Genomic DNA, 17,312 nt, shown 5'->3' with positions numbered 1-17,312 from the left:
CGGATCGCCGATCAGGGTGGCCGTGCCGCCGATATTGGAGATGATCGCCTGGCTGATCACGTACATCTTGGGGTCCAGGCCCATGCCCGCGGTGAGTTCGATGATGATGGGGATGATGATCAGCACCGTGGTCACGTTGTCCAGAAAAGCGGACAAGACGGCGGTGACGATGGAAAAGAGAATCAGTATTTTCAGCGGGCTGCCTTTGGTCAACTCGGCGATCCGGACCGAGACGATCGAAAAAAAGCCGGACTTTCTGAGGATGGCCACGATGGACATCATGCCCAAAAGCAGCATGATGGTTTCAAAATCGATGAATTCGACGGCCTGGTGCTCGCTGACCACATGCATCACCAGCAGGATCATGACGCCAAGCAGCGCGGCCACGGCCTTGTTGACCAGTTCGAAGCTCAGCGCGACATAGACCGCCAGAAAAACAACAATCGGGACCCAAACCCCTTCCATCACAGCGTCCTTTCCAAATCGTCAACCGTTGACCCCATTCATAAAATATCAACCAGACCGCTTTTATCAGGTCTTAATCGGCCGTGGGGATTCACTGACTGATGCGACTGAACCGTCAGCCCCTGGCATCCTCATTTCAATTGACACTCCTGCATCGCGTCACCGACAAACTCAAACACATCCGTAAGCCTGAGCACACCGACGATTTCACGCGCGTCGTGATCGGCGGTCACCAGCAGGGAGTGGTGATGACCGATGACCAGTCGATGAATGGCTTCATCCATGGTCGCATTCTCATTGACGAATTCACCCTCTCCCGGTGAATACATGAGCTTGACGACCTTCTGAGAAACGGCTTTTTCGCACAAATTCTCCAGGGCTTTTTCCCACAGGTGGTATTGCTCGATGGTCGATTTAACGAAATCATCGCTGAATCCGAGTCGGTGCGTCGATCCGTTGTGCACCGATTTTCTCATCTTCTTGTAATTGGGTTCAAGAGCCTCGATCACGTCATGCTGGCTCAATTTACCGACAATGTGATTATGGTTGTCGATCACCAGGATGGCCCGATGCCGATAGCGATTTTGGTCAAAAGCGGCTTGCGCTGCCTTCAATGCCTTGACGGCCTCCAAGAGTGTGGCCGTTTCAGAGACCGTGGCATACTCTGAAAGCGGGACCATCAGGTTTTTCACTTTGTATGATTTCATTTCGCACCTCCGCCTGGCCGTTCCATGAATCCGGCGCTTGATGGCCGCCCATGACTAGCGGGATTTATTCTTTCCGGGCAGAACCGGTTGGGACCAAAATCCAGCACCTCAATCCGGTGGGTCCAACTCATTGATCTTTATGCAGGCGTCCTGATCGCCCAGGTAACAGGCCGACGTTAGGGCGCTGATCGCTCTGTCGGCTTCATGCATCCCCATATAGGCCATCGCCTTGGCCAGAAAAAGCGTGCCCCAATGCGGATATTTTTTTTCAAGATGATCCAGGTAGATAATGGCCATGCGCCAATGATGCTTTCTGATGTAGCGATACGCTCTGGATATTTCCTGCCCCGGGGCGATGGTCGGAGACACGACCGGTTCCATCTCTTCTTGAAATGAAAAATGCTTTTCTATCTTCTCGAACGCAGCATTCCTGATTTCGGCTCTGACAAAATCGTTCAGCGAAACACGGCTATTAATCTTGATGGTGGCGATACGGTCTTTTTCAGAAAACGATTCATCAATGATGCGGTGTCCCATTTCATCGGCAACCAGACAGAAAATCTCCATTTTCCTGTCCCCGTAATCTTTCAACAATCCCTTGCTGGCCAGATGGTCGGCCATTAATAAAACGGCATTGTATTTAGCCCCATAAAGGGCCAGTGCCATGGCGGTTGCCCGCGAATCACCCGTGCCGGCACGATACGAAAACACCGTAACCGTCTGCATTTCCTGAACGCTCGAGTCCGCCTCGGCCTGCGACACACCGGGGTAGGAATACACCAGCACCATGACCGAAAGGAGTAGTTTAACCGCGGTCTTCAATTTCATTCTTGATAACCCAGTAAACCCTTTCCCCGGATCCCGTCTGCCACCCGGTTATCGGAAAAACCCATTGTGGTCAGTGGGTTGCCTGTCGCCCTATATCTGTCCATCGGCTCAGTTTAAATGGGTCTTTGAATGCGGGCCGCTGACCAGCATGCCGTTGGTCAGCGTGGCCTGGGTGATTTCCACCTTGCTTCCGAAGAGAATGTTTTTTATCAACCCGTGCCCATAGGCGCCCGACAGAACCAGCGCATCATGGGGCAGATCGTATAGGTTGTGGGCAAACTCGCCATCGGCAAACAGATATCGCTCGCGACAATATCGAGCCACCGGTTTCTCGAGACCGGCCTCCCGGATTCGCTGCTCATAATAGTCCTGGTCCTGCTCGAGTTGGATGAACAGGTCAAGCGGATAGCCGGACCGCTTGGAGACCTGAATTCCCGATCGAAGCGCATTCAACGCGCTGTCTGATCCGCCGAACAAAACGGCGACGCTTTTCCAGGGTTTGAATACCGGAGCGGTCAGTAAAACCGGAAAATCAGCCGAACGGATGATGCGCCTGACTTTTGGACCGATGTACCCCAAGCCGATTTTTGAAGACAGATCACTGACACTGCGCGGGCAGCACATGAACGCAAAATGAGTCGGAATGTCGGGCAGATCGCTGGCGGTGCGGTTTTTAGGTCTGAGCAAGCGTGGTTTCAACCCGGCCTCGGCAGAAAGGGATAGGGCCCGTTCGGCTGCCGTTTCCGGATCATTGAGATAGGAGCGGTCAAGGTCGACCTGAACGGCATCGTGGTCGAAGTACATCATAAAGCGCACCGCATCCGGAATGTATATCGTCAACCCGACATCCAACGTGCGGCAAAAGTATAGGGACTGCATCAATGTCTCCCGACCCAACGGGGTGTTTCGGAATACATGGAACAAATTGGCGCGCATGGGAATGTTTACCTTTAAAAATAATGATTCTCGCCTATCTCAAAAATAGTCTGCGTGCCCATGGCGGCGTTATGAAACGACTCAACATGCTCACATACTACCTGTATGCTGCACGCTTTCACCATTGCATGCCTTGCCTTGAACCCTGATCCCTATTTTTGAGATACGCGCTAATATCCTTGCCTGCGGCAAGTCCTTGGAACTGCCATCCAGTGAGGATAAGTGTCGATTTCCGGTTTGCTGGACTTGCTTAGAACGGATCGCCCATCAGGACTTTCCGGCGGGCACCAGTATCTCTTGCGTTCCATTGTGACTGAAGGCCAGCTTGAATGTCGATCCGTTGTCATTCCAAACCTGATGCAGAACCCACTCCTCCGACGTTCCGTTGTCGGTGGTCACCTTGACATGAACACTGTTTTTGCCCTTATCCACTTTATCGATCGTGGCCGCGTATGTCTTGCCGTCGAAGACCAATGATGCTGGACTTTTCTCAAGGTTGATATCTACGGTACCGTCACCTTGGACACGCTTCCAGGAACCGCTGAGCTGTGTCTCCAACTTTTCTCCGCTGCTGCAGCCGATAACCATACATACAAAAATAAAAGCAAAAACGGTGACCACAGTGGATTGAACCTTAAACGATCTTCTCATTACATGTTCCTTTTTAATGTGAAGGTTGGTGTTATGGATCCAGACCGGCTTGACTTGCGATGGGTTCGGATCACATGGTTGTTGATCATCTTTGACCGCAATTGTCAGGTCGCCGACCAATTGAAACGCCGGTATACGCCCTTATTTGCGGTTATCATCCAGCTTCGCCATTTCCCTGAGCAGCCCCAGCGGGGATTGATTCATGGACATTTTCTGAATCGCTTCCATTCGCTTCAGATTGCTTTCAAACTTCTTTTGCAGTCTGGCCTGATAGGCTTCTTTAAGTGCTTCCACCAGTTTGTTGGTATCGCATGGCTTTTCCAGGTATTTGAAGGCGCCGAGCTTTGTGCATTCCACGGCGGATTCCACCGTGGCGTGCCCGGTCAGCATGATGATCTCGATGAATTTATGGTTGCTTTTGAGAATTTTCAGAACCTGCGCACCGTCGGTGCCCGGCATCTGCAAATCCAATACCGCCACGTCGAACCCCCCTTTATTGGCCGCATTGATCGCCTCGTCTCCGTTAGCGGCTGTCGTCACGTCGAAGCCCTTGATGGACAGCCGCTCCGAAACCGCCTTCAAGAATTTGATTTCGTCATCGACCAAGAGAATTTTAATTGTGTTGTCCGTTTCCATGACACCCTCCACTTGTGTGGGTTGAAAAAAGATTGTTCTTTAATACAAGAGCAGGTCCACTGACGCCGCCGGCATCGTTCTATCCATACCGGGTCGACACACTCGTGCGGCGTGTGTCAGCTATCCGCCTGGTTCGACTGCCGGCCCTCTCGAGCTTGACGGATTTTCGCTTTAGCGGCCTTAATGGTCTTGCTCAATTCCTCGATATCCACCGTTTTTGAAAGGAAGGCAAATGCACCCAGCTGCATGCACGTTTTTTTATCGGTTTCCGATCCCTGGCTGGTCAAAACGATGACTTCGATCGCCGGGTGAGTCTTTTTCACCTGGCGCAACACTTCGATGCCATCGATGCCTGGCATTCTGAGGTCCAAAATCATGACATCGGGTTCGTCCTCCCGGGCCAGTTCGAGGGCCGATTCGCCATCATAGACCACTGCCGACTCCAGTTCGCGCATCATCAACCGTTTGGACAGCGTCTGGACGTATTTTTTTTCATCGTCCACCAGCAGGATCTTCGACGGGGCTTCAAAATCCTGGCGGCGGTAGACATCGTTTTGGTAATACCCGGCCCCCACCTTGGTTTGGACCGCCTTCACCTCCGGCACCCGGATGGCGATCTCCCGCAGCTCTTCTTCGAGGCGGTTGAGCATCAGCACGTGTTTGTTGATGGTCAAAGTGACGACGCCGTCCTGGACCTCGACACCCACATCATGGCCCTTCTTGACCAGGGTGATCTCCACGTTGGCGGCGATGGTGAAATCGCTGACCGCCTCTCCAGCCTTCCCGGATCGATCGGCCAGCTTGATGATCGAGGTGTCGATGGCGTTCTTTATCATCCCGGCGATGTCATCCGGTGACATCTTGTTGGTGGGACAGGAAATGTCATAGAGGGAAGCGTTCCACGGGTCCTTGGCGCCGTGCAGCATATGCATCCAGGCCGCGCATTGCTCGTCCTCGCGGTGGACGACCTTGAGGGCTTCGGCTTTTTCTACGCGCAGCGCGTCGGCGGCAACCTCGACCCGCGATTTCATGTCCGCGATCAGGCAGACCCGCAGCACATGATCGATCGTGCGCGGGATCAGTTGGCCGCTGAATCCGCTGATGATCAGTTGCTGGTCGGCCAGCTGGTTGGCCAGGGCCAGCCGCAGATAGGCGATCGACCGTTCCCGTTCGCGGGTCAGGCGGTTGAACACCGACACCTTGTCCAAAAACACGCGCTCGATTCGATTGGCGGGGATAGTGGAGAGACGGCTTGCCTCGGCGACGACCTCGCGATCCGAAATCAACCGATAGCCGGTCCGGGACGCGATTGCCTGGATGACCGGTTTCTCATTACAGTGGCTGCCGCTGAACAGGGAAATGACTGACATGGATGACTCCTCCTCTTAATTTTCAACGAGTCGGCAGGCGTTCAAGAGCGGACAGTTCGCCTCATGGTTGTCTGCGTGAGCGGCTTCATGGATGGCGACGAGGCCTTTCTCCAGGGTCGGGAAAAGGTGATCCTCACCGATCTTGGCCAGGAAGTGCGTGCGGTCGAATACTTCCATGACCGATTCGTTCACCCCGCTCATGGATATGTCGATTCCGTTGCTTCGGACCCGGTCCACCAGCAGCGACAGGGTTTCCTCCCCCGAGGAATCGATGTCGTTGATGCCCTGGGCCGCGATAAGGATATGGTTGAGGCCCTTCTTGCTGCGGATGATTTCGGTGATGGTGTCTTCCAGATAGCTGGCGTTGGCGAAAAAGAGCGGCCCGTCGAAGCGTACCAGGGTCACATAGGGACACTCCTGGAGTCCATGGGTTGCCACGCAGCGCAGCTCTTCATCCTCCGACCGGGACAGGAACGCCACCCTGGGGCGCATGCTCTTGTAGAGGAACACCATCAGGGAGAGCGCGACGCCAATCATGATGCCCTTGTCCAGGTGGGGGGCGAAGACCAGCGTGCTGACAAACGAAATGATGGAGATGGCGCCGTCATACCACTTGGCCTTCCAGGCGTGGATGAAACCCGACACGTTCAACAGGCCGATGACGGCCATCATGATGACCGCCGCCAGTACGGCCTGCGGCAGATGATAGAGCAAGGGCGTGAAAAATAAAAGCACAATCACCACCGCCAGGCTGGTGAAGACGCTCGACAATCCGCTGACGGCGCGGGCCTGGAGGTTGACCGCCGAACGCGAGAACGAACCCGACGTGGGATAGCTCTTGCCGATGGCGCCGACGATGTTGCCCAATCCCTGACCGATCAGCTCCTGATTGGGATCCAGGCGTTGACCGGTTTTGCCGGCCATGGCCTTGGCAATAGCGATCGCTTCCATGAAACCGAGCAGGGAGATGATCGCCGCAAAGGGCATCAGATGCAACATGACGCCGATCTCAATCTTTGGGACACTCATGGATGGCAAGCCTCTGGGAATGTTGCCGACCACGGCGCCGCCGCCCATCATTTTGAGATTGCCGGTGTCCAGCGGTTCGTTGCCGACTTTGACACGCCACGTGCGTCCATCGCTCTGCATGCCGGCGGGGACCTTGCCCTGGGGATAGAATTTCATGGAATCATCGGCCTGGACAACGCCATCAAAAAGAATTGAGCGGAGGTTCTCGCGGTGTTCGTGGACTTCTTCCTTCAGGTGATCAATGTTCCAATTGGTCACCTCGAGCATATGGTCGGCATCCAATACGTGGATTTCATCGTGGCTCTGTTTGGCTTTGCTGGACGCCTCACCGAGTCGGGTTCGCTCTTCAGCAAGGGGGGATATTGCCGTGAAAGCCTTGTTGAACGCCTCGATCAGGTGATGCACGTCAGCCGACTCGATTGCATCGATGCCGACCACTCGGTCATGTTGAAAACCGGTAGACCAGGAAATAGCTGTGGTAATAACGACGGCTACAAGAACATTGGGAATTCGCGGTGACAGCCATCTGAGGCCGTACATGATGCCGAAGGCGAATGCACCGATCAACAAGGTCGGCCAATGCGTGTAGTGCATGGCCGCCTTGACCACATTGATAATGGTTTCGTAGTGGTGCGGCGCATTATCGACATAAACACCGAACATCTTGGAAAGCTGAGAGGATGCGATAATCAGGGCGGCGGCGTTGGTGAAGCCGTTGACCACCGGATGGGACAGGAAGTTGACCACCAGCCCCAGGCGCAGGACACCCAAGGACAACTGAAAGATGCCTACCATCAGGGCCAGCAAAACCGCATAGGCGATGTACCCGGGACTGCCGATGGTAGCAAGCGGTGCGAGGGAAGCCGATGTCATGAGTGAAACGATGGCCACGGGCCCGGTGGCCAGCTGGCGGCTCGATCCGAACAAGGCGGCGACCATCGGCGGCAGGAATGAAGCGTAGAGTCCGTAGTAGGCGGGCAGTCCCGCGAGTTGGGCATAGGCCATGGATTGAGGAATCAGAACCAGGGCCACGGTCAGGCCCGAAAGCGCGTCAAGTTGCAGGGATGCCTTGTCGTAGTTTTTGAACCACGCCAAAAAAGGGAATACCTTTGCCACCATGTGCCACTCCTATCCTTAAGTGTTGCGTTGCTGAGCCCCTCGCCCGGTCGCCGCAGTTCTATTTCCGGCCATCATCCAGCCGCGCCATTGCCCTGAGCAAACCCAAAGGAGACCGGAACATCAATTTCCAGGCAATCCGAAGTGCGGTTCCAGCGGATGGAAACGCCGATCGATGCCGCCATGTGATTGACGCGGTCATCGGGGAACGCCTCCAGTTCCTTGAAACTGAGTCCGGCAAAACAGATCCGCCAGTTCGATTCGGTTTTGGATTGAACGGATATATCCAGTTTTGCCCCCGGATCGGCATTCTGGAAAATATGGACCACCGCCTGGTAAAGGATCGCCTGGAGAATGAACGGACAGGTCTGCGCCATGGCGGCTGTCCCTGCGCCAGCTTGCAGGTTGGTTTTTCCGGCAAAGGACAGGTAGCCGGAAAGGTTGCAGACCAGGTCCAGGATTTCCAACAGATCGACGGATGCGACAGGGGTATCGACACTGTGGGCAAACCGATTCATCTGTCGGATGGTGGTGAACCCCCGCTGGATTTCCTCGATGATGCTGTCGGTGCTGCTGGTGAGTATTTCAGGGTCGATGGATTCCCCCCCCCGGGCCAATTCCGACAAGTCGCCGAGCAGCCCGGCCGTCTCGGAAATGATGGCCATGACGTTTTTCAGCTCATGGGAAATCGAGGCGTTGACCCTCCCGAAAAAGGCCAGGCTGTCGTATCCAAACCAATCTTTCGCGTTGTCCATCGTCATCCCTCGCCTAATAAGAGCATTTCCCCCTCGGGGAGCATCGGTCGAGTCGCTCCCTCACAGTCACCGTCGAATTCGAAGCCATCTTACACCCCTTCGGCCAGACGATTCAGGGTTTCAATCAGCACATCGATCTGCAATGGCTTGGGCAGGTAGTTCTCCGCCTCAAGGGCCCCCGTCGTCGAATCAATTTTGGAACCGTGGCCGGTCAGAAATACAAATTTCATCCGCTCATCCAGCAGGCGCAGTCTGCGCTTCAATTCAATACCGCCGATTCCCGGCATTTTGACATCCAGAATGGCCACATCAAACCGATTGCCCTGTTCGACCGTGTCAAGCGCCTTTTCACCGGAAAAGAAGACCACAACCTGTATCCCCCTTAATTCCAAGCGTTTGGCCAGCATCAACGCGAATTTCTGTTCATCATCTACCAGCAGCACCTTCATGATTGGTTTTCCTTCTTGATTTGGACGGGCAGCGTCACCACAAATGTGGTTCCCTGTCCCGTTTTGCTCTGAACCGTGATGTTTCCATGAAGTTTTTGAACGAGGCCGTAGGTAATGGAAAGGCCAAGACCGGTTCCCTGGCCTTCCTTTTTTGTGGTAAAAAACGGTTCGAAGACTTTATTGAGGTGGTCTTCCGAAATACCGCATCCATTGTCGCGGATCGACAGGCGCACCTGTTCCGGCCCATCCATCTCCGCCCGAACGTCCAGGAAGCACCCGTTGTCAATGGCCTGAAAGGCGTTGTTCACCAGGTTGAGGATGATCTGCTGCAGCTTTCCCCGATCGGTTTCGATGAGGGGAATGGTTTCCGGAATGTCCACGTGAATCGTAATATTGCGGTATTCAGCCTCTTTCTTGTGGAAATTGATCACATCGGCAACCATATCTTTTAAATCGATGGGCTGCATTTGAACGTCAAAACGGCGGGCGAAGCCCAGCAATTGTCGGGTGATGGTGCCGCAACGCTCCACCGCATCGATGATCGAATCGACGTGTTCAATCAGATCCGGGTCTTCCTTGTACTGCTGCTTGATGGTGAACAGGTCTTTCACATAACCGGCGGTTTCATTGATCAATGCCAGCGGATTGTTGATTTCGTGGGCCACTCCGGCGGCCAGCTGCCCGATGGAAGCCAGCTGACAGTTACGTTCCGCCGCGACCATGGTTTCGGCCTTTTGACGGTCTGCCTGGAATATCTGGTTCACCATCACCGTTGAGGTCAGCGTGATCACAATGGCGATAATCACGGCACTGACGCCCAAAAACCAGTTGATATTCGATCGCAGGTCCAGCCACACTTTCATCATCCCGGCTTTTTGCTTAACCACCATGAGGATAAATGATGTGGGGGCAATCGCGGTGTCGATGAAAGCATAACCGATGAGGATGGGTTGACCGTTTCGATCGACCGACATCATCGCTCTCGTCCGGTCGGAGTATGCCGGCAGGGGTATATTCATATGATGGGACGCTCCTTCATAAAACTGCGAAGGGGTCTGGAGCAGGCCGTTCCGGTTAACCAGGAAAATATCCGCATGTTCCCCGGTTTTGTAAGATGAGAGGGTCTGTATCAGGCGCTCGGTCTCCAGGGTCGCCCGCAATACAAAGAACCGGCCGTCCGGGCGCATGGACTTGACGGCCACGACGATATGGGGAACGTCGCGGTAGCCCGAAAAGATTTCACTGACGCAGGCATTGTGCTGCTGACACTCCATAAACCAGGGCTGGTTACTGTAATCCTTGCCTTCCAGGTTGAAAGGGCCGGCATAGGTCACTTGGGTTCCGGTATCTGCGATCACACTCAGGTCGGTCAACCCGCCGAAACCCAGCTTTAAATTCCGCAGAACCTCGGAAAGGTGCCCGGGATCGGTCAACTGGTCGTAGCCCATTTCATTGACCGTGAAGGTCAACGCAGCCAGGCGTTCCTCCAGAAAGAACGTGACCGCTCTGCGGGCGTTGGAGGCCAACCGCTCGGTGCGCAGGAGGGATTCGGTATTGATGGATGTTTCGATCAGCTGGTAGTAGATAAGGGTCATGACGACCAGCGGTACAAGGGCTGTCATCATCAGGACAAAAATAGTCATGCCCCAGGTCTGCCGATAATCCTGGAAGGTATAATACGGATTGAGATGCTCGTCATGGTTACGATGAAACCGCGGCCATATGGCCGCCGGAAGTCGGTTCAGGATTTTCATCATGACGATCTCTCTTTAATCCGGGCCATCATGGCCACCAATCGATCGATGTCCAACGGTTTGTTCATGAAAGAATGCGCCCCGCAGGCCAGGCACTGCTCCCGATCCTTCTCCGTCCCATGACCGGTTAAAATGATGACCGCGGTTTCGGGCCGGCACTGCTTGATCCGTATCAGTACCTCCGTGCCGTAGAGATCAGGCAACCGCAGGTCAAGGATAACCACTGAAAAAGATTCCTTTCCGACGATGTCTATGGCCGTCCGGCCGTCATAACAGACCTTGCAGGTCAGGCTGCGCAGCCCCAACCTTTTGGCCAGCATATCGGCATAGCGCTGTTCGTCATCGACAATCAATAAGTCATATTGTTTCATTTTTCAACATATTTTTAGGTTGACCTGTTTAAAAACATAACTTATAAGAGATCTATAGATTATAAAGTTTATTTTGTAAACACTTTCTTCGCTTGTGGTAAATAATGAAACAAATGACCTTTCCCACTGTAGCGAGAACCAAAAACCATGCGTCTCGCCGGTTGATGTGGTAATGACAAAGTGATTTTGCTTGCCGAACCTGTCATATGTATAAAAGGTCTTGGTTGTCTTGACCCGGACGGAAGGAAATAGAACATGACCGGAAATGCAAAACGCGTCCTCCTGGTCGATGATGAAGAAAAATTACTCGAAACCATTGCCCAGCGAATGAAGGTACTGGGGTTCGTGCCGTTCACGGCAACCAATGGCATGGCGGCAATCGATATTGCCCGGAACCATCCAATCGACATTGCCATCGTCGATCTTCAGATGCCGGATATGAACGGGCTGGTGACGATTACCAAGCTCAAGGAAATCAAGCCCGGCTTAAAAACCGTCCTGCTTACCGGGCATGGCAACGACAAGGTCAAGCAGGCCACCGAGTCTCTCAACACGGTCTATTTCGAAAAAGAGGAGATGGGGGATTTCTGGAAATTTATCAAAAAACTGAACAGCGACGGTAAAGTTGTCGTCATCCGTCCGGCGGCAGCGGCTCCCCGCCAGCCGGCAGGCGGCGAAGCCCCAGTCGGTGCATATCCGGCCAATGAAATCGAGATCCACCCCCATCGTGATTTTACTGGTCCCCGAGAACGGGCGGAAGTGTTGTCGACCGGTTCGAGCCGGCCCGTCGACAGGGAACGGCTGCGCATTGTCGGGGAGACGCCGGCTATGCAGGAGCTACGCAAAAACATCGAACGCGTGGCGCCGTTGGACTGCACGGTGACCCTGAGCGGCGAACCGGGCACCGGCAAGGAGCTGGCAGCCAGAGTCATCCACGCAGGGAGCATGCGCCGGGCCCAGCGCTTTCTGGCCATCAATTGTGCCAACTTCGGCAGCGAACAGCTCGCCGGACAGTTGCTCGGCTACAAAAGCGGGAATCTGGCCGAGGCCATCCGGACCCGCAGCGGAATTTTCAGTACCGACCAGGTGGGTACGCTCCTATTCGATCAGGTTGAGGAAATGCCGCTCAACATGCAGGATCAGCTGCAGAGCATATTAGACATGGCCGACAACCAACGCTCCGGCAGTCTGAAAGAGACGGGCATCGATATCCGCATCCTTGTCGCCTGCGATACGGATCTGGCGGCTTGCACCCGAGCAGGCGCCTTCCGAAAGGTCCTCTACGACCGGCTGAAACTGTTCGAACTGACCATCCCGCCGCTGCGCGAGCGCAAGGATGACATTCATCCCCTCTTTCGGTACTTCTTCGACAAGTACCGCCGGGAACTGGGAAAACGGGTTGATTCGATTTCGCCGGATGTCGTGAAGCTCTTCGTCGATTACGATTTCCCCGGGAATGTCCGTGAACTGGAACATATCGTGGAGCGGGCGGTGATCCTTGCCGATGGCGACACCATCGAGCGAAAGCATCTGCCGGTCAGATTTATAGAGGAACTGAAATCGTCCGGGCCGTCGGAATCCAGACAATTTTCAACGCTCGCAGAGCTGGAGAAGCGCTACATCGTCGAAGTTCTCGAGGCGTCCAATGGAAACAAATCCAGGACAGCGGAAATATTGGGAATCAGTCGCGCGGCCCTGTGGCGAAAGTTGAAACTGCTCAAGGCCGAGCAGCACGGCCAATGATCCTTTCGCCCCCCCTTTTCCGGCCGAATATCTGCCCACAGCCGGTTTCCGGCGTTTCCGCCGAAGCCCTCCCGCCAGCCTGACCATCACAAGTAAATGGCAATCCACGAAAAACGGATCAACTTTCCAATAGCTTCGACAACCCTTTTTTTCAGGCGGCCAACAAAAAACGGTCCCGTTTATCCGGCGATATGATATTGTTGTACCGGCTGAAAAAGAATGCGGCTCATTCATTAACCCCATGAATAACAACTCGCTGATCTCAAGGCTATCCATTCACCTGCTGCGCTCACCGGCACGCATGTCGATTCTGGGGTTCGCCCTGCTGATCGCCGTGGGCACGGCCCTGCTCATGCTGCCGGCATCCGCGGCCGGGCCGCCCATGGGGTTTGTGGATGCGCTTTTCATGTCCACCTCGGCCAGCTGCGTCACCGGCCTGTCTCTGGTTGATATCGGCCGGCAGTTGACCCTGTTCGGCCAGATAGTCATCCTGATGCTGATTCAGGTGGGCGGACTGGGGATCCTGACCATCTCCACCCTGCTGCTGATGATGATGAAAGGGCGCCCCACCCTTTCCGGACAGGCCATCATCAAGGACACCTTCACCTACGGCGAGGGCAAGCAGACCGTGGTTTCGGTGCTCAGGGCAATCTTCATCACCGCCTTTGCCATCGAGGCGGCCGGAGCGTTGTGTCTCTATCTGCGAACGGCACCGACAGCGGGTTGGGGGCAAGCCGCCTACCCGGCCGTTTTTCATGCCGTCAGTGCCTTCTGCAACGCCGGTTTTTCCCTATACCCGGACAGCTTCGTCAGCTACCGTGAAGATTGGATCGTCAATGGGGTGCTATGCTTGCTGATCGTCATCGGCGGCATCGGCTTTGTGGTCATCGCCGATGTAAAAAACAGGTTTCTCAGCAAGAGCGCGCCCATGAAACGCCTGAGCCTGCACAGCCGCCTGGCGCTGTCCGCCAGCGCGCTTCTCATCCTCCTGGGAACCCTGGCGATCCTGTACATGGAGTGGAACAACACCCTTGCGCCCCTCAGCGTCCCCGGACGCCTGCTGGCGGCCCTGTTTCAGTCGGTCAGTGCCAGAACCGCCGGATTCAACACACTGGACATGGGCATCATGGCCAACGAAACCCTTTTCATGCTGTGCATCCTCATGTTTATCGGCGCCTGTCCCGGATCCTGCGGCGGGGGGGTGAAAACCACCACCGTCGCCGGACTGGCCGTGCTGGGCGTTTCGCGGCTGAGAGGATTCAGCCGCCCCCAGGTCTTCCGGCGCACGCTGACCGAGGCCAGCATGTCCAAGGCCACCAGCGTGGTCATGATCAGCGCGGCGGCCATCACCCTGGCCATCATGGTGCTGATGATCAGTGAATTGGGCGGGATCTCCCACACCCGAACCCGCGGGCGATTCCTGGAGCTGTTTTTCGAAACCATCAGCGCCTTTGGCACCGTCGGCCTGTCAACCGGTATTACCGACACCCTGACATCGTTTGGCCGCCTCACCATTACCGCGCTCATGTTCATCGGCCGGCTGGGACCGATGGTCGTCGGCCTCGCCGTGAGCCGCGAACGCATCAACCGGTTTCAGTTTGCCGAAGAAAACATCATGATCGGATGAAAAGATGAAAAAACAATTTACCGTGATCGGACTGGGAAATTTCGGCTTTTATCTTGCCTCCAGGCTGTTTCAGAAGGGCCACGAGGTGCTGGGCATCGACATCAATCCCCGGCAGGTCCAGGAAATCCGGGATCAGGTGAGCCGGGCCGTCATTGCCGACGCCACCGATATCCAGGCCCTGAAGGAACTGGAGCTTGAAAAGATGGATGCCGTCGTAGTCAGCATCGGGTCTATCCTCAACAGCTCCATCCTGGCCACCCTCAACGTCAAGGACATAGGCGTCAAGCGAGTGGTGGCCAAGGCCGTGAGCAATGCCCATGGTCGAATTCTGCGAAAAATAGGGGCCGACGACATCTATTTCCCTGAAAAGGATATCGCCCTGACCGCGGCCCAGCGTCTGGACAACCCCAACGTGCTGGACTACCTCCCCTTCATGGAGGGGTACAGCATTGTTGAACTGGCTCCCCCCAATGCATTCATTGGAAAAAGTTTGATCGAACTGGATTTGATCAACAAGCACGGAATTCAGGTGGTCGCCGTGAAGGAGCTGGTACCCGAAAATGTGGTCATGATTCCCACAGGCCGCTACCTCGTCAAAGACAGTGACGTGCTTGTCCTGCTGGGTCCCGACAAAGCACTGGCAGATCTCAAAGAATAGTCCACACCCTCATAACACCGCCGACCCGGCGGTTTCCTCCACCCATCAGGCAACTGATCGTGACATCTTGCCTTAAAATTGACGCCAGGGTGAGGAAATAAAAACGGCGTGCATCAAAAACGGAAAGTGCGTGACTCGCAGGTGGAAAAAACGGAACTGGCATCTCCCTTTTCCAGATCGTGGGTCCGATGTCCGGATATCACTTAAACATATTAAATATCTTACGGTTACATCGATTTTTCGACATGCGGGCATCATAAAGACCCGATCGGGCCTTAAAATTGCGGAACTGCCGGTTCTCAAAATCTCGCGCAAAATTTTAACTATATGTTATTATTAATATTTTAATTGGCACGATTGTTGTTAGGGAAGACAACGACCCAATCCATCAAAAGCGCTATCCCACCGGATAGGAGATCCGCCATCAACCCTGTTCGATGGATCACATCAACCGTCAACATCAGGAGTCTGGAAAATGAGAAAAAAGATCATCTTTAGATCGGCAATGGCACTTTTGATTGCAGTCGGCCTGTTGATCGCCACCGGCGTCATGGCTGCGGAAAAAGCGACTCCGGAAACCATTAAGGGAATGGTTGAACAGGGGAATAAAGGCACGGCTGTAATCAAAACAGACGACGGGCAGACCTTTTTGATCCTGGGCCAGAATATGGCGACAATGATCGGCAAGACCGTCAAGGTCACCGGCACGTTGTCCAAAGGGAAAACCACCCGCTCAATCATTGTCACCAGTTTTGAAGAAGTTCAGGATTAATTTACAACGGGGGTTGACCCATTGAACGTCTGAGACCGGTGTCGCCGATCAATCAGCCGACACCGGTCGCTGTTTTACTTTTCCTCCCTGCATCCGCACGCCGGCGAATTCAAACCCGTCGCCTGGCTTTATACCCTCCCCACGGGACTCCGATAAGCGGGGTCTTCTCCTCGCTCGACAAGCCGCGGGGGATACACTCGCTATCGCGGTTCAATCATCCATATCTCTTTTGATGACCATTACCGGCCGCCGGCATTTACGGATCACCCGGTCGGATACGGACCCGAGGAACATGTCACCGAGGTTGGTCCGCCCGTGGGAGCCGATGACGATGAGCGAGGGATTCTCTATCTCTTCCACGTCGAGGATCTCTCGCCAGGGAAAGCCGGTTCTGACGATATGCTTCACCGTAAAACCGATATTCTCAAGATCCCTGCTCATCTCTGCCAGAGACTCCCGGGCGATCTCCTGGGCCTTTTCCTTCCAGTTCAGGATATCCCTGTCCAGCATGGCGTGTCGCATCAACCCGTCGATAATACGCTGGTTGATGACGTGCAGGATGGTCACTTCCTGGGCTCCCGCTTCTTTAAGTTGTTTGATGTAATCCAGCGCCTTTGCCGCCACATCGGAAAAATCGGTCGGATAGAGGATTTTTTTGAACATGCTCGGACTCCTTTTTGGTGGGGTGGATGCGGGCTTTCTTATATTGAGAAATAGAGCAAAGGCCATGCCAGGCTGACTGTTCCTGAGGCGCTGGCCCCCACAACCGTTTGTGCGCGGGCCAGCGCCGGCCAGATCCTGAACCTATCGCCTTGGCCATGCAAATTGTGGAGGCCCAATCAAATCCAGGCATAATGGCGTTGGCACGTCGGGTTGCCGGGGCAATGAGAGGGGAATCCGAGATGAACGCCCTCGGGGCGTTGTTTGATGGGTGGGTTAACGATCCCCCTTTCGGGAAATCATCAGCAGCCTGGCCTGGAAGATGACGCCGGCGGCAATCAATACCGCACTCAGCAACGGTGCATAGGGGGCATGCCGACCAAGCGCCTCGACGATAAAGGCGGCCCCTGCCACCGACGAAAGAAGGATCAGGGCCCAGTCGAAAAGCAGATACAGGGCCACCGCTCCGACGACACCCCCGATCAGGGGCACCAGTGCCCCGGGATGGTGACCCATCATCAGCGCCAGGTGCAGGGCGATGATGCTGCCAGCCACGAATCCCCCGATGACGATGGCCAGTTTCTGGAAAAACAATGCCAGTATCGCGCCGATGATCCCGCAGACCAGCCCCACCGCCCAGAGCACCCAGAAAGGCTGGGGCTCGATATAAAGCTGCACCGCCTGGAGGCCGGCTACGAAGCCCACCACACCGACGAACAACCAGAACAGCTTCCAGCCGAGCACCAGAAGCAGAACACCCGAAGCCGCCAGCAACAGGTTCATTG

18 protein-coding genes are annotated in these 17,312 nt (G+C 54.8%); 4 read left to right on the top strand and 14 right to left on the bottom strand.

From position 1 onward, the window contains the following. The 12 genes from ACZCED_RS20935 to ACZCED_RS20880 form a co-directional block, all read right to left on the bottom strand. The coding region (locus tag ACZCED_RS20935) for an ArsB/NhaD family transporter (RefSeq protein WP_464861620.1) at positions 1 to 465 on the bottom strand (465 nt) is incomplete at its 3' end. Between the two features lie 131 nt (positions 466 to 596). Next, complete coding sequence (locus ACZCED_RS20930; RefSeq protein ID WP_462971764.1) at positions 597 to 1,172, bottom strand: CBS domain-containing protein; 576 nt, start codon at positions 1,170 to 1,172, stop codon at positions 597 to 599. Between the two features lie 108 nt (positions 1,173 to 1,280). Further along, on the bottom strand, positions 1,281 to 2,000 hold the full coding sequence (locus tag ACZCED_RS20925; protein WP_462971763.1) for a hypothetical protein: 720 nt from the start codon (positions 1,998 to 2,000) through the stop codon (positions 1,281 to 1,283). Positions 2,001 to 2,108: 108 nt separating this feature from the next. Further along, on the bottom strand, positions 2,109 to 2,879 hold the full coding sequence (locus ACZCED_RS20920; RefSeq protein ID WP_462971762.1) for a universal stress protein: 771 nt from the start codon (positions 2,877 to 2,879) through the stop codon (positions 2,109 to 2,111). A 324-nt stretch (positions 2,880 to 3,203) separates the two neighbouring features. Beyond that, positions 3,204 to 3,707, bottom strand: coding sequence for a hypothetical protein (locus ACZCED_RS20915; RefSeq protein WP_464861619.1), 504 nt, complete (start codon positions 3,705 to 3,707; stop codon positions 3,204 to 3,206). 21 nt (positions 3,708 to 3,728) lie between these two features. Next, positions 3,729 to 4,223 carry a response regulator gene (locus ACZCED_RS20910; protein WP_464861618.1) on the bottom strand — a complete coding sequence of 165 codons (495 nt, stop codon included), beginning with the start codon at positions 4,221 to 4,223 and terminating at the stop codon, positions 3,729 to 3,731. Positions 4,224 to 4,339: 116 nt separating this feature from the next. After that, positions 4,340 to 5,593 (bottom strand): response regulator, encoded by a 1,254-nt coding sequence (locus ACZCED_RS20905; protein WP_464861617.1) that lies wholly within the window; start codon positions 5,591 to 5,593, stop codon positions 4,340 to 4,342. Positions 5,594 to 5,608: 15 nt separating this feature from the next. Continuing rightward, a complete protein-coding gene (locus ACZCED_RS20900; RefSeq protein ID WP_462971758.1) occupies positions 5,609 to 7,741 on the bottom strand; it encodes a SulP family inorganic anion transporter in 2,133 nt (710 codons plus the stop codon). Between the two features lie 71 nt (positions 7,742 to 7,812). Then, a complete protein-coding gene (locus ACZCED_RS20895) occupies positions 7,813 to 8,493 on the bottom strand; it encodes a hypothetical protein (protein WP_462971757.1) in 681 nt (226 codons plus the stop codon). An 89-nt stretch (positions 8,494 to 8,582) separates the two neighbouring features. Further along, positions 8,583 to 8,942, bottom strand: coding sequence for a response regulator (locus tag ACZCED_RS20890; protein ID WP_462971756.1), 360 nt, complete (start codon positions 8,940 to 8,942; stop codon positions 8,583 to 8,585). Further along, positions 8,939 to 10,699, bottom strand: coding sequence for a sensor histidine kinase (locus ACZCED_RS20885; RefSeq protein WP_462971755.1), 1,761 nt, complete (start codon positions 10,697 to 10,699; stop codon positions 8,939 to 8,941). The genes ACZCED_RS20890 and ACZCED_RS20885 overlap by 4 nt, the downstream gene beginning before the upstream one ends. Beyond that, positions 10,696 to 11,067: a response regulator gene (locus ACZCED_RS20880; protein ID WP_464861616.1), complete on the bottom strand. Its 372-nt coding sequence runs from the start codon at positions 11,065 to 11,067 to the stop codon at positions 10,696 to 10,698. Before ACZCED_RS20880 ends, ACZCED_RS20885 begins: the two co-directional genes overlap by 4 nt. Before the next feature lie 255 nt (positions 11,068 to 11,322). Here ACZCED_RS20880 and ACZCED_RS20875 point away from each other — a divergent pair, with 255 nt between their 5' ends. The 4 genes from ACZCED_RS20875 (at position 11,323) to ACZCED_RS20860 (ending at position 15,867) form a co-directional block, all read left to right on the top strand. After that, complete coding sequence (locus ACZCED_RS20875; RefSeq protein WP_464861615.1) at positions 11,323 to 12,810, top strand: sigma-54-dependent transcriptional regulator; 1,488 nt, start codon at positions 11,323 to 11,325, stop codon at positions 12,808 to 12,810. Positions 12,811 to 13,051: 241 nt separating this feature from the next. After that, a complete protein-coding gene (locus ACZCED_RS20870; protein WP_462971752.1) occupies positions 13,052 to 14,437 on the top strand; it encodes a TrkH family potassium uptake protein in 1,386 nt (461 codons plus the stop codon). A gap of 4 nt (positions 14,438 to 14,441) precedes the next feature. Then, on the top strand, positions 14,442 to 15,095 hold the full coding sequence (locus tag ACZCED_RS20865; protein ID WP_462971751.1) for a potassium channel family protein: 654 nt from the start codon (positions 14,442 to 14,444) through the stop codon (positions 15,093 to 15,095). 475 nt (positions 15,096 to 15,570) lie between these two features. Then, complete coding sequence (locus tag ACZCED_RS20860; RefSeq protein ID WP_462971750.1) at positions 15,571 to 15,867, top strand: hypothetical protein; 297 nt, start codon at positions 15,571 to 15,573, stop codon at positions 15,865 to 15,867. Between the two features lie 210 nt (positions 15,868 to 16,077). Here the strand turns inward: ACZCED_RS20860 and ACZCED_RS20855 are convergent, their stop codons facing one another. Further along, the gene (locus ACZCED_RS20855; RefSeq protein ID WP_464861614.1) at positions 16,078 to 16,530 is read right to left on the bottom strand and encodes a universal stress protein; all 453 of its coding nucleotides are present in this window, start codon (positions 16,528 to 16,530) and stop codon (positions 16,078 to 16,080) included. Between the two features lie 273 nt (positions 16,531 to 16,803). Further along, the gene (locus ACZCED_RS20850; RefSeq protein WP_462971749.1) at positions 16,804 to 17,310 is read right to left on the bottom strand and encodes a TM7S3/TM198-like domain-containing protein; all 507 of its coding nucleotides are present in this window, start codon (positions 17,308 to 17,310) and stop codon (positions 16,804 to 16,806) included. Between the last annotated feature and the right edge of the window lie 2 nt (positions 17,311 to 17,312).

The organism is Desulfosarcina sp. (genome assembly GCF_055467485.1).
Note: the sequence above shows the minus strand (reverse complement) of the source record. Positions and strands in the feature narration are given on the sequence as shown.

What these genes read in the sequence shown, in the direction of transcription:
- ACZCED_RS20870 (WP_462971752.1), top strand. Translation starts at nt 13,052, where the DNA reads ATGAATAACAACTCGCTGATCTCAAGGCTATCCATTCACCTGCTGCGC.
- ACZCED_RS20920 (WP_462971762.1), bottom strand. Translation starts at nt 2,879, where the DNA reads ATGCAGTCCCTATACTTTTGCCGCACGTTGGATGTCGGGTTGACGATA.
- ACZCED_RS20900 (WP_462971758.1), bottom strand. Translation starts at nt 7,741, where the DNA reads ATGGTGGCAAAGGTATTCCCTTTTTTGGCGTGGTTCAAAAACTACGAC.
- ACZCED_RS20885 (WP_462971755.1), bottom strand. Translation starts at nt 10,699, where the DNA reads ATGATGAAAATCCTGAACCGACTTCCGGCGGCCATATGGCCGCGGTTT.
- ACZCED_RS20905 (WP_464861617.1), bottom strand. Translation starts at nt 5,593, where the DNA reads ATGTCAGTCATTTCCCTGTTCAGCGGCAGCCACTGTAATGAGAAACCG.
- ACZCED_RS20880 (WP_464861616.1), bottom strand. Translation starts at nt 11,067, where the DNA reads ATGAAACAATATGACTTATTGATTGTCGATGACGAACAGCGCTATGCC.
- ACZCED_RS20930 (WP_462971764.1), bottom strand. Translation starts at nt 1,172, where the DNA reads ATGAAATCATACAAAGTGAAAAACCTGATGGTCCCGCTTTCAGAGTAT.
- ACZCED_RS20875 (WP_464861615.1), top strand. Translation starts at nt 11,323, where the DNA reads ATGACCGGAAATGCAAAACGCGTCCTCCTGGTCGATGATGAAGAAAAA.
- ACZCED_RS20860 (WP_462971750.1), top strand. Translation starts at nt 15,571, where the DNA reads ATGAGAAAAAAGATCATCTTTAGATCGGCAATGGCACTTTTGATTGCA.
- ACZCED_RS20890 (WP_462971756.1), bottom strand. Translation starts at nt 8,942, where the DNA reads ATGAAGGTGCTGCTGGTAGATGATGAACAGAAATTCGCGTTGATGCTG.
- ACZCED_RS20855 (WP_464861614.1), bottom strand. Translation starts at nt 16,530, where the DNA reads ATGTTCAAAAAAATCCTCTATCCGACCGATTTTTCCGATGTGGCGGCA.
- ACZCED_RS20895 (WP_462971757.1), bottom strand. Translation starts at nt 8,493, where the DNA reads ATGGACAACGCGAAAGATTGGTTTGGATACGACAGCCTGGCCTTTTTC.
- ACZCED_RS20850 (WP_462971749.1), bottom strand. Translation starts at nt 17,310, where the DNA reads ATGAACCTGTTGCTGGCGGCTTCGGGTGTTCTGCTTCTGGTGCTCGGC.
- ACZCED_RS20910 (WP_464861618.1), bottom strand. Translation starts at nt 4,223, where the DNA reads ATGGAAACGGACAACACAATTAAAATTCTCTTGGTCGATGACGAAATC.
- ACZCED_RS20925 (WP_462971763.1), bottom strand. Translation starts at nt 2,000, where the DNA reads ATGAAATTGAAGACCGCGGTTAAACTACTCCTTTCGGTCATGGTGCTG.
- ACZCED_RS20865 (WP_462971751.1), top strand. Translation starts at nt 14,442, where the DNA reads ATGAAAAAACAATTTACCGTGATCGGACTGGGAAATTTCGGCTTTTAT.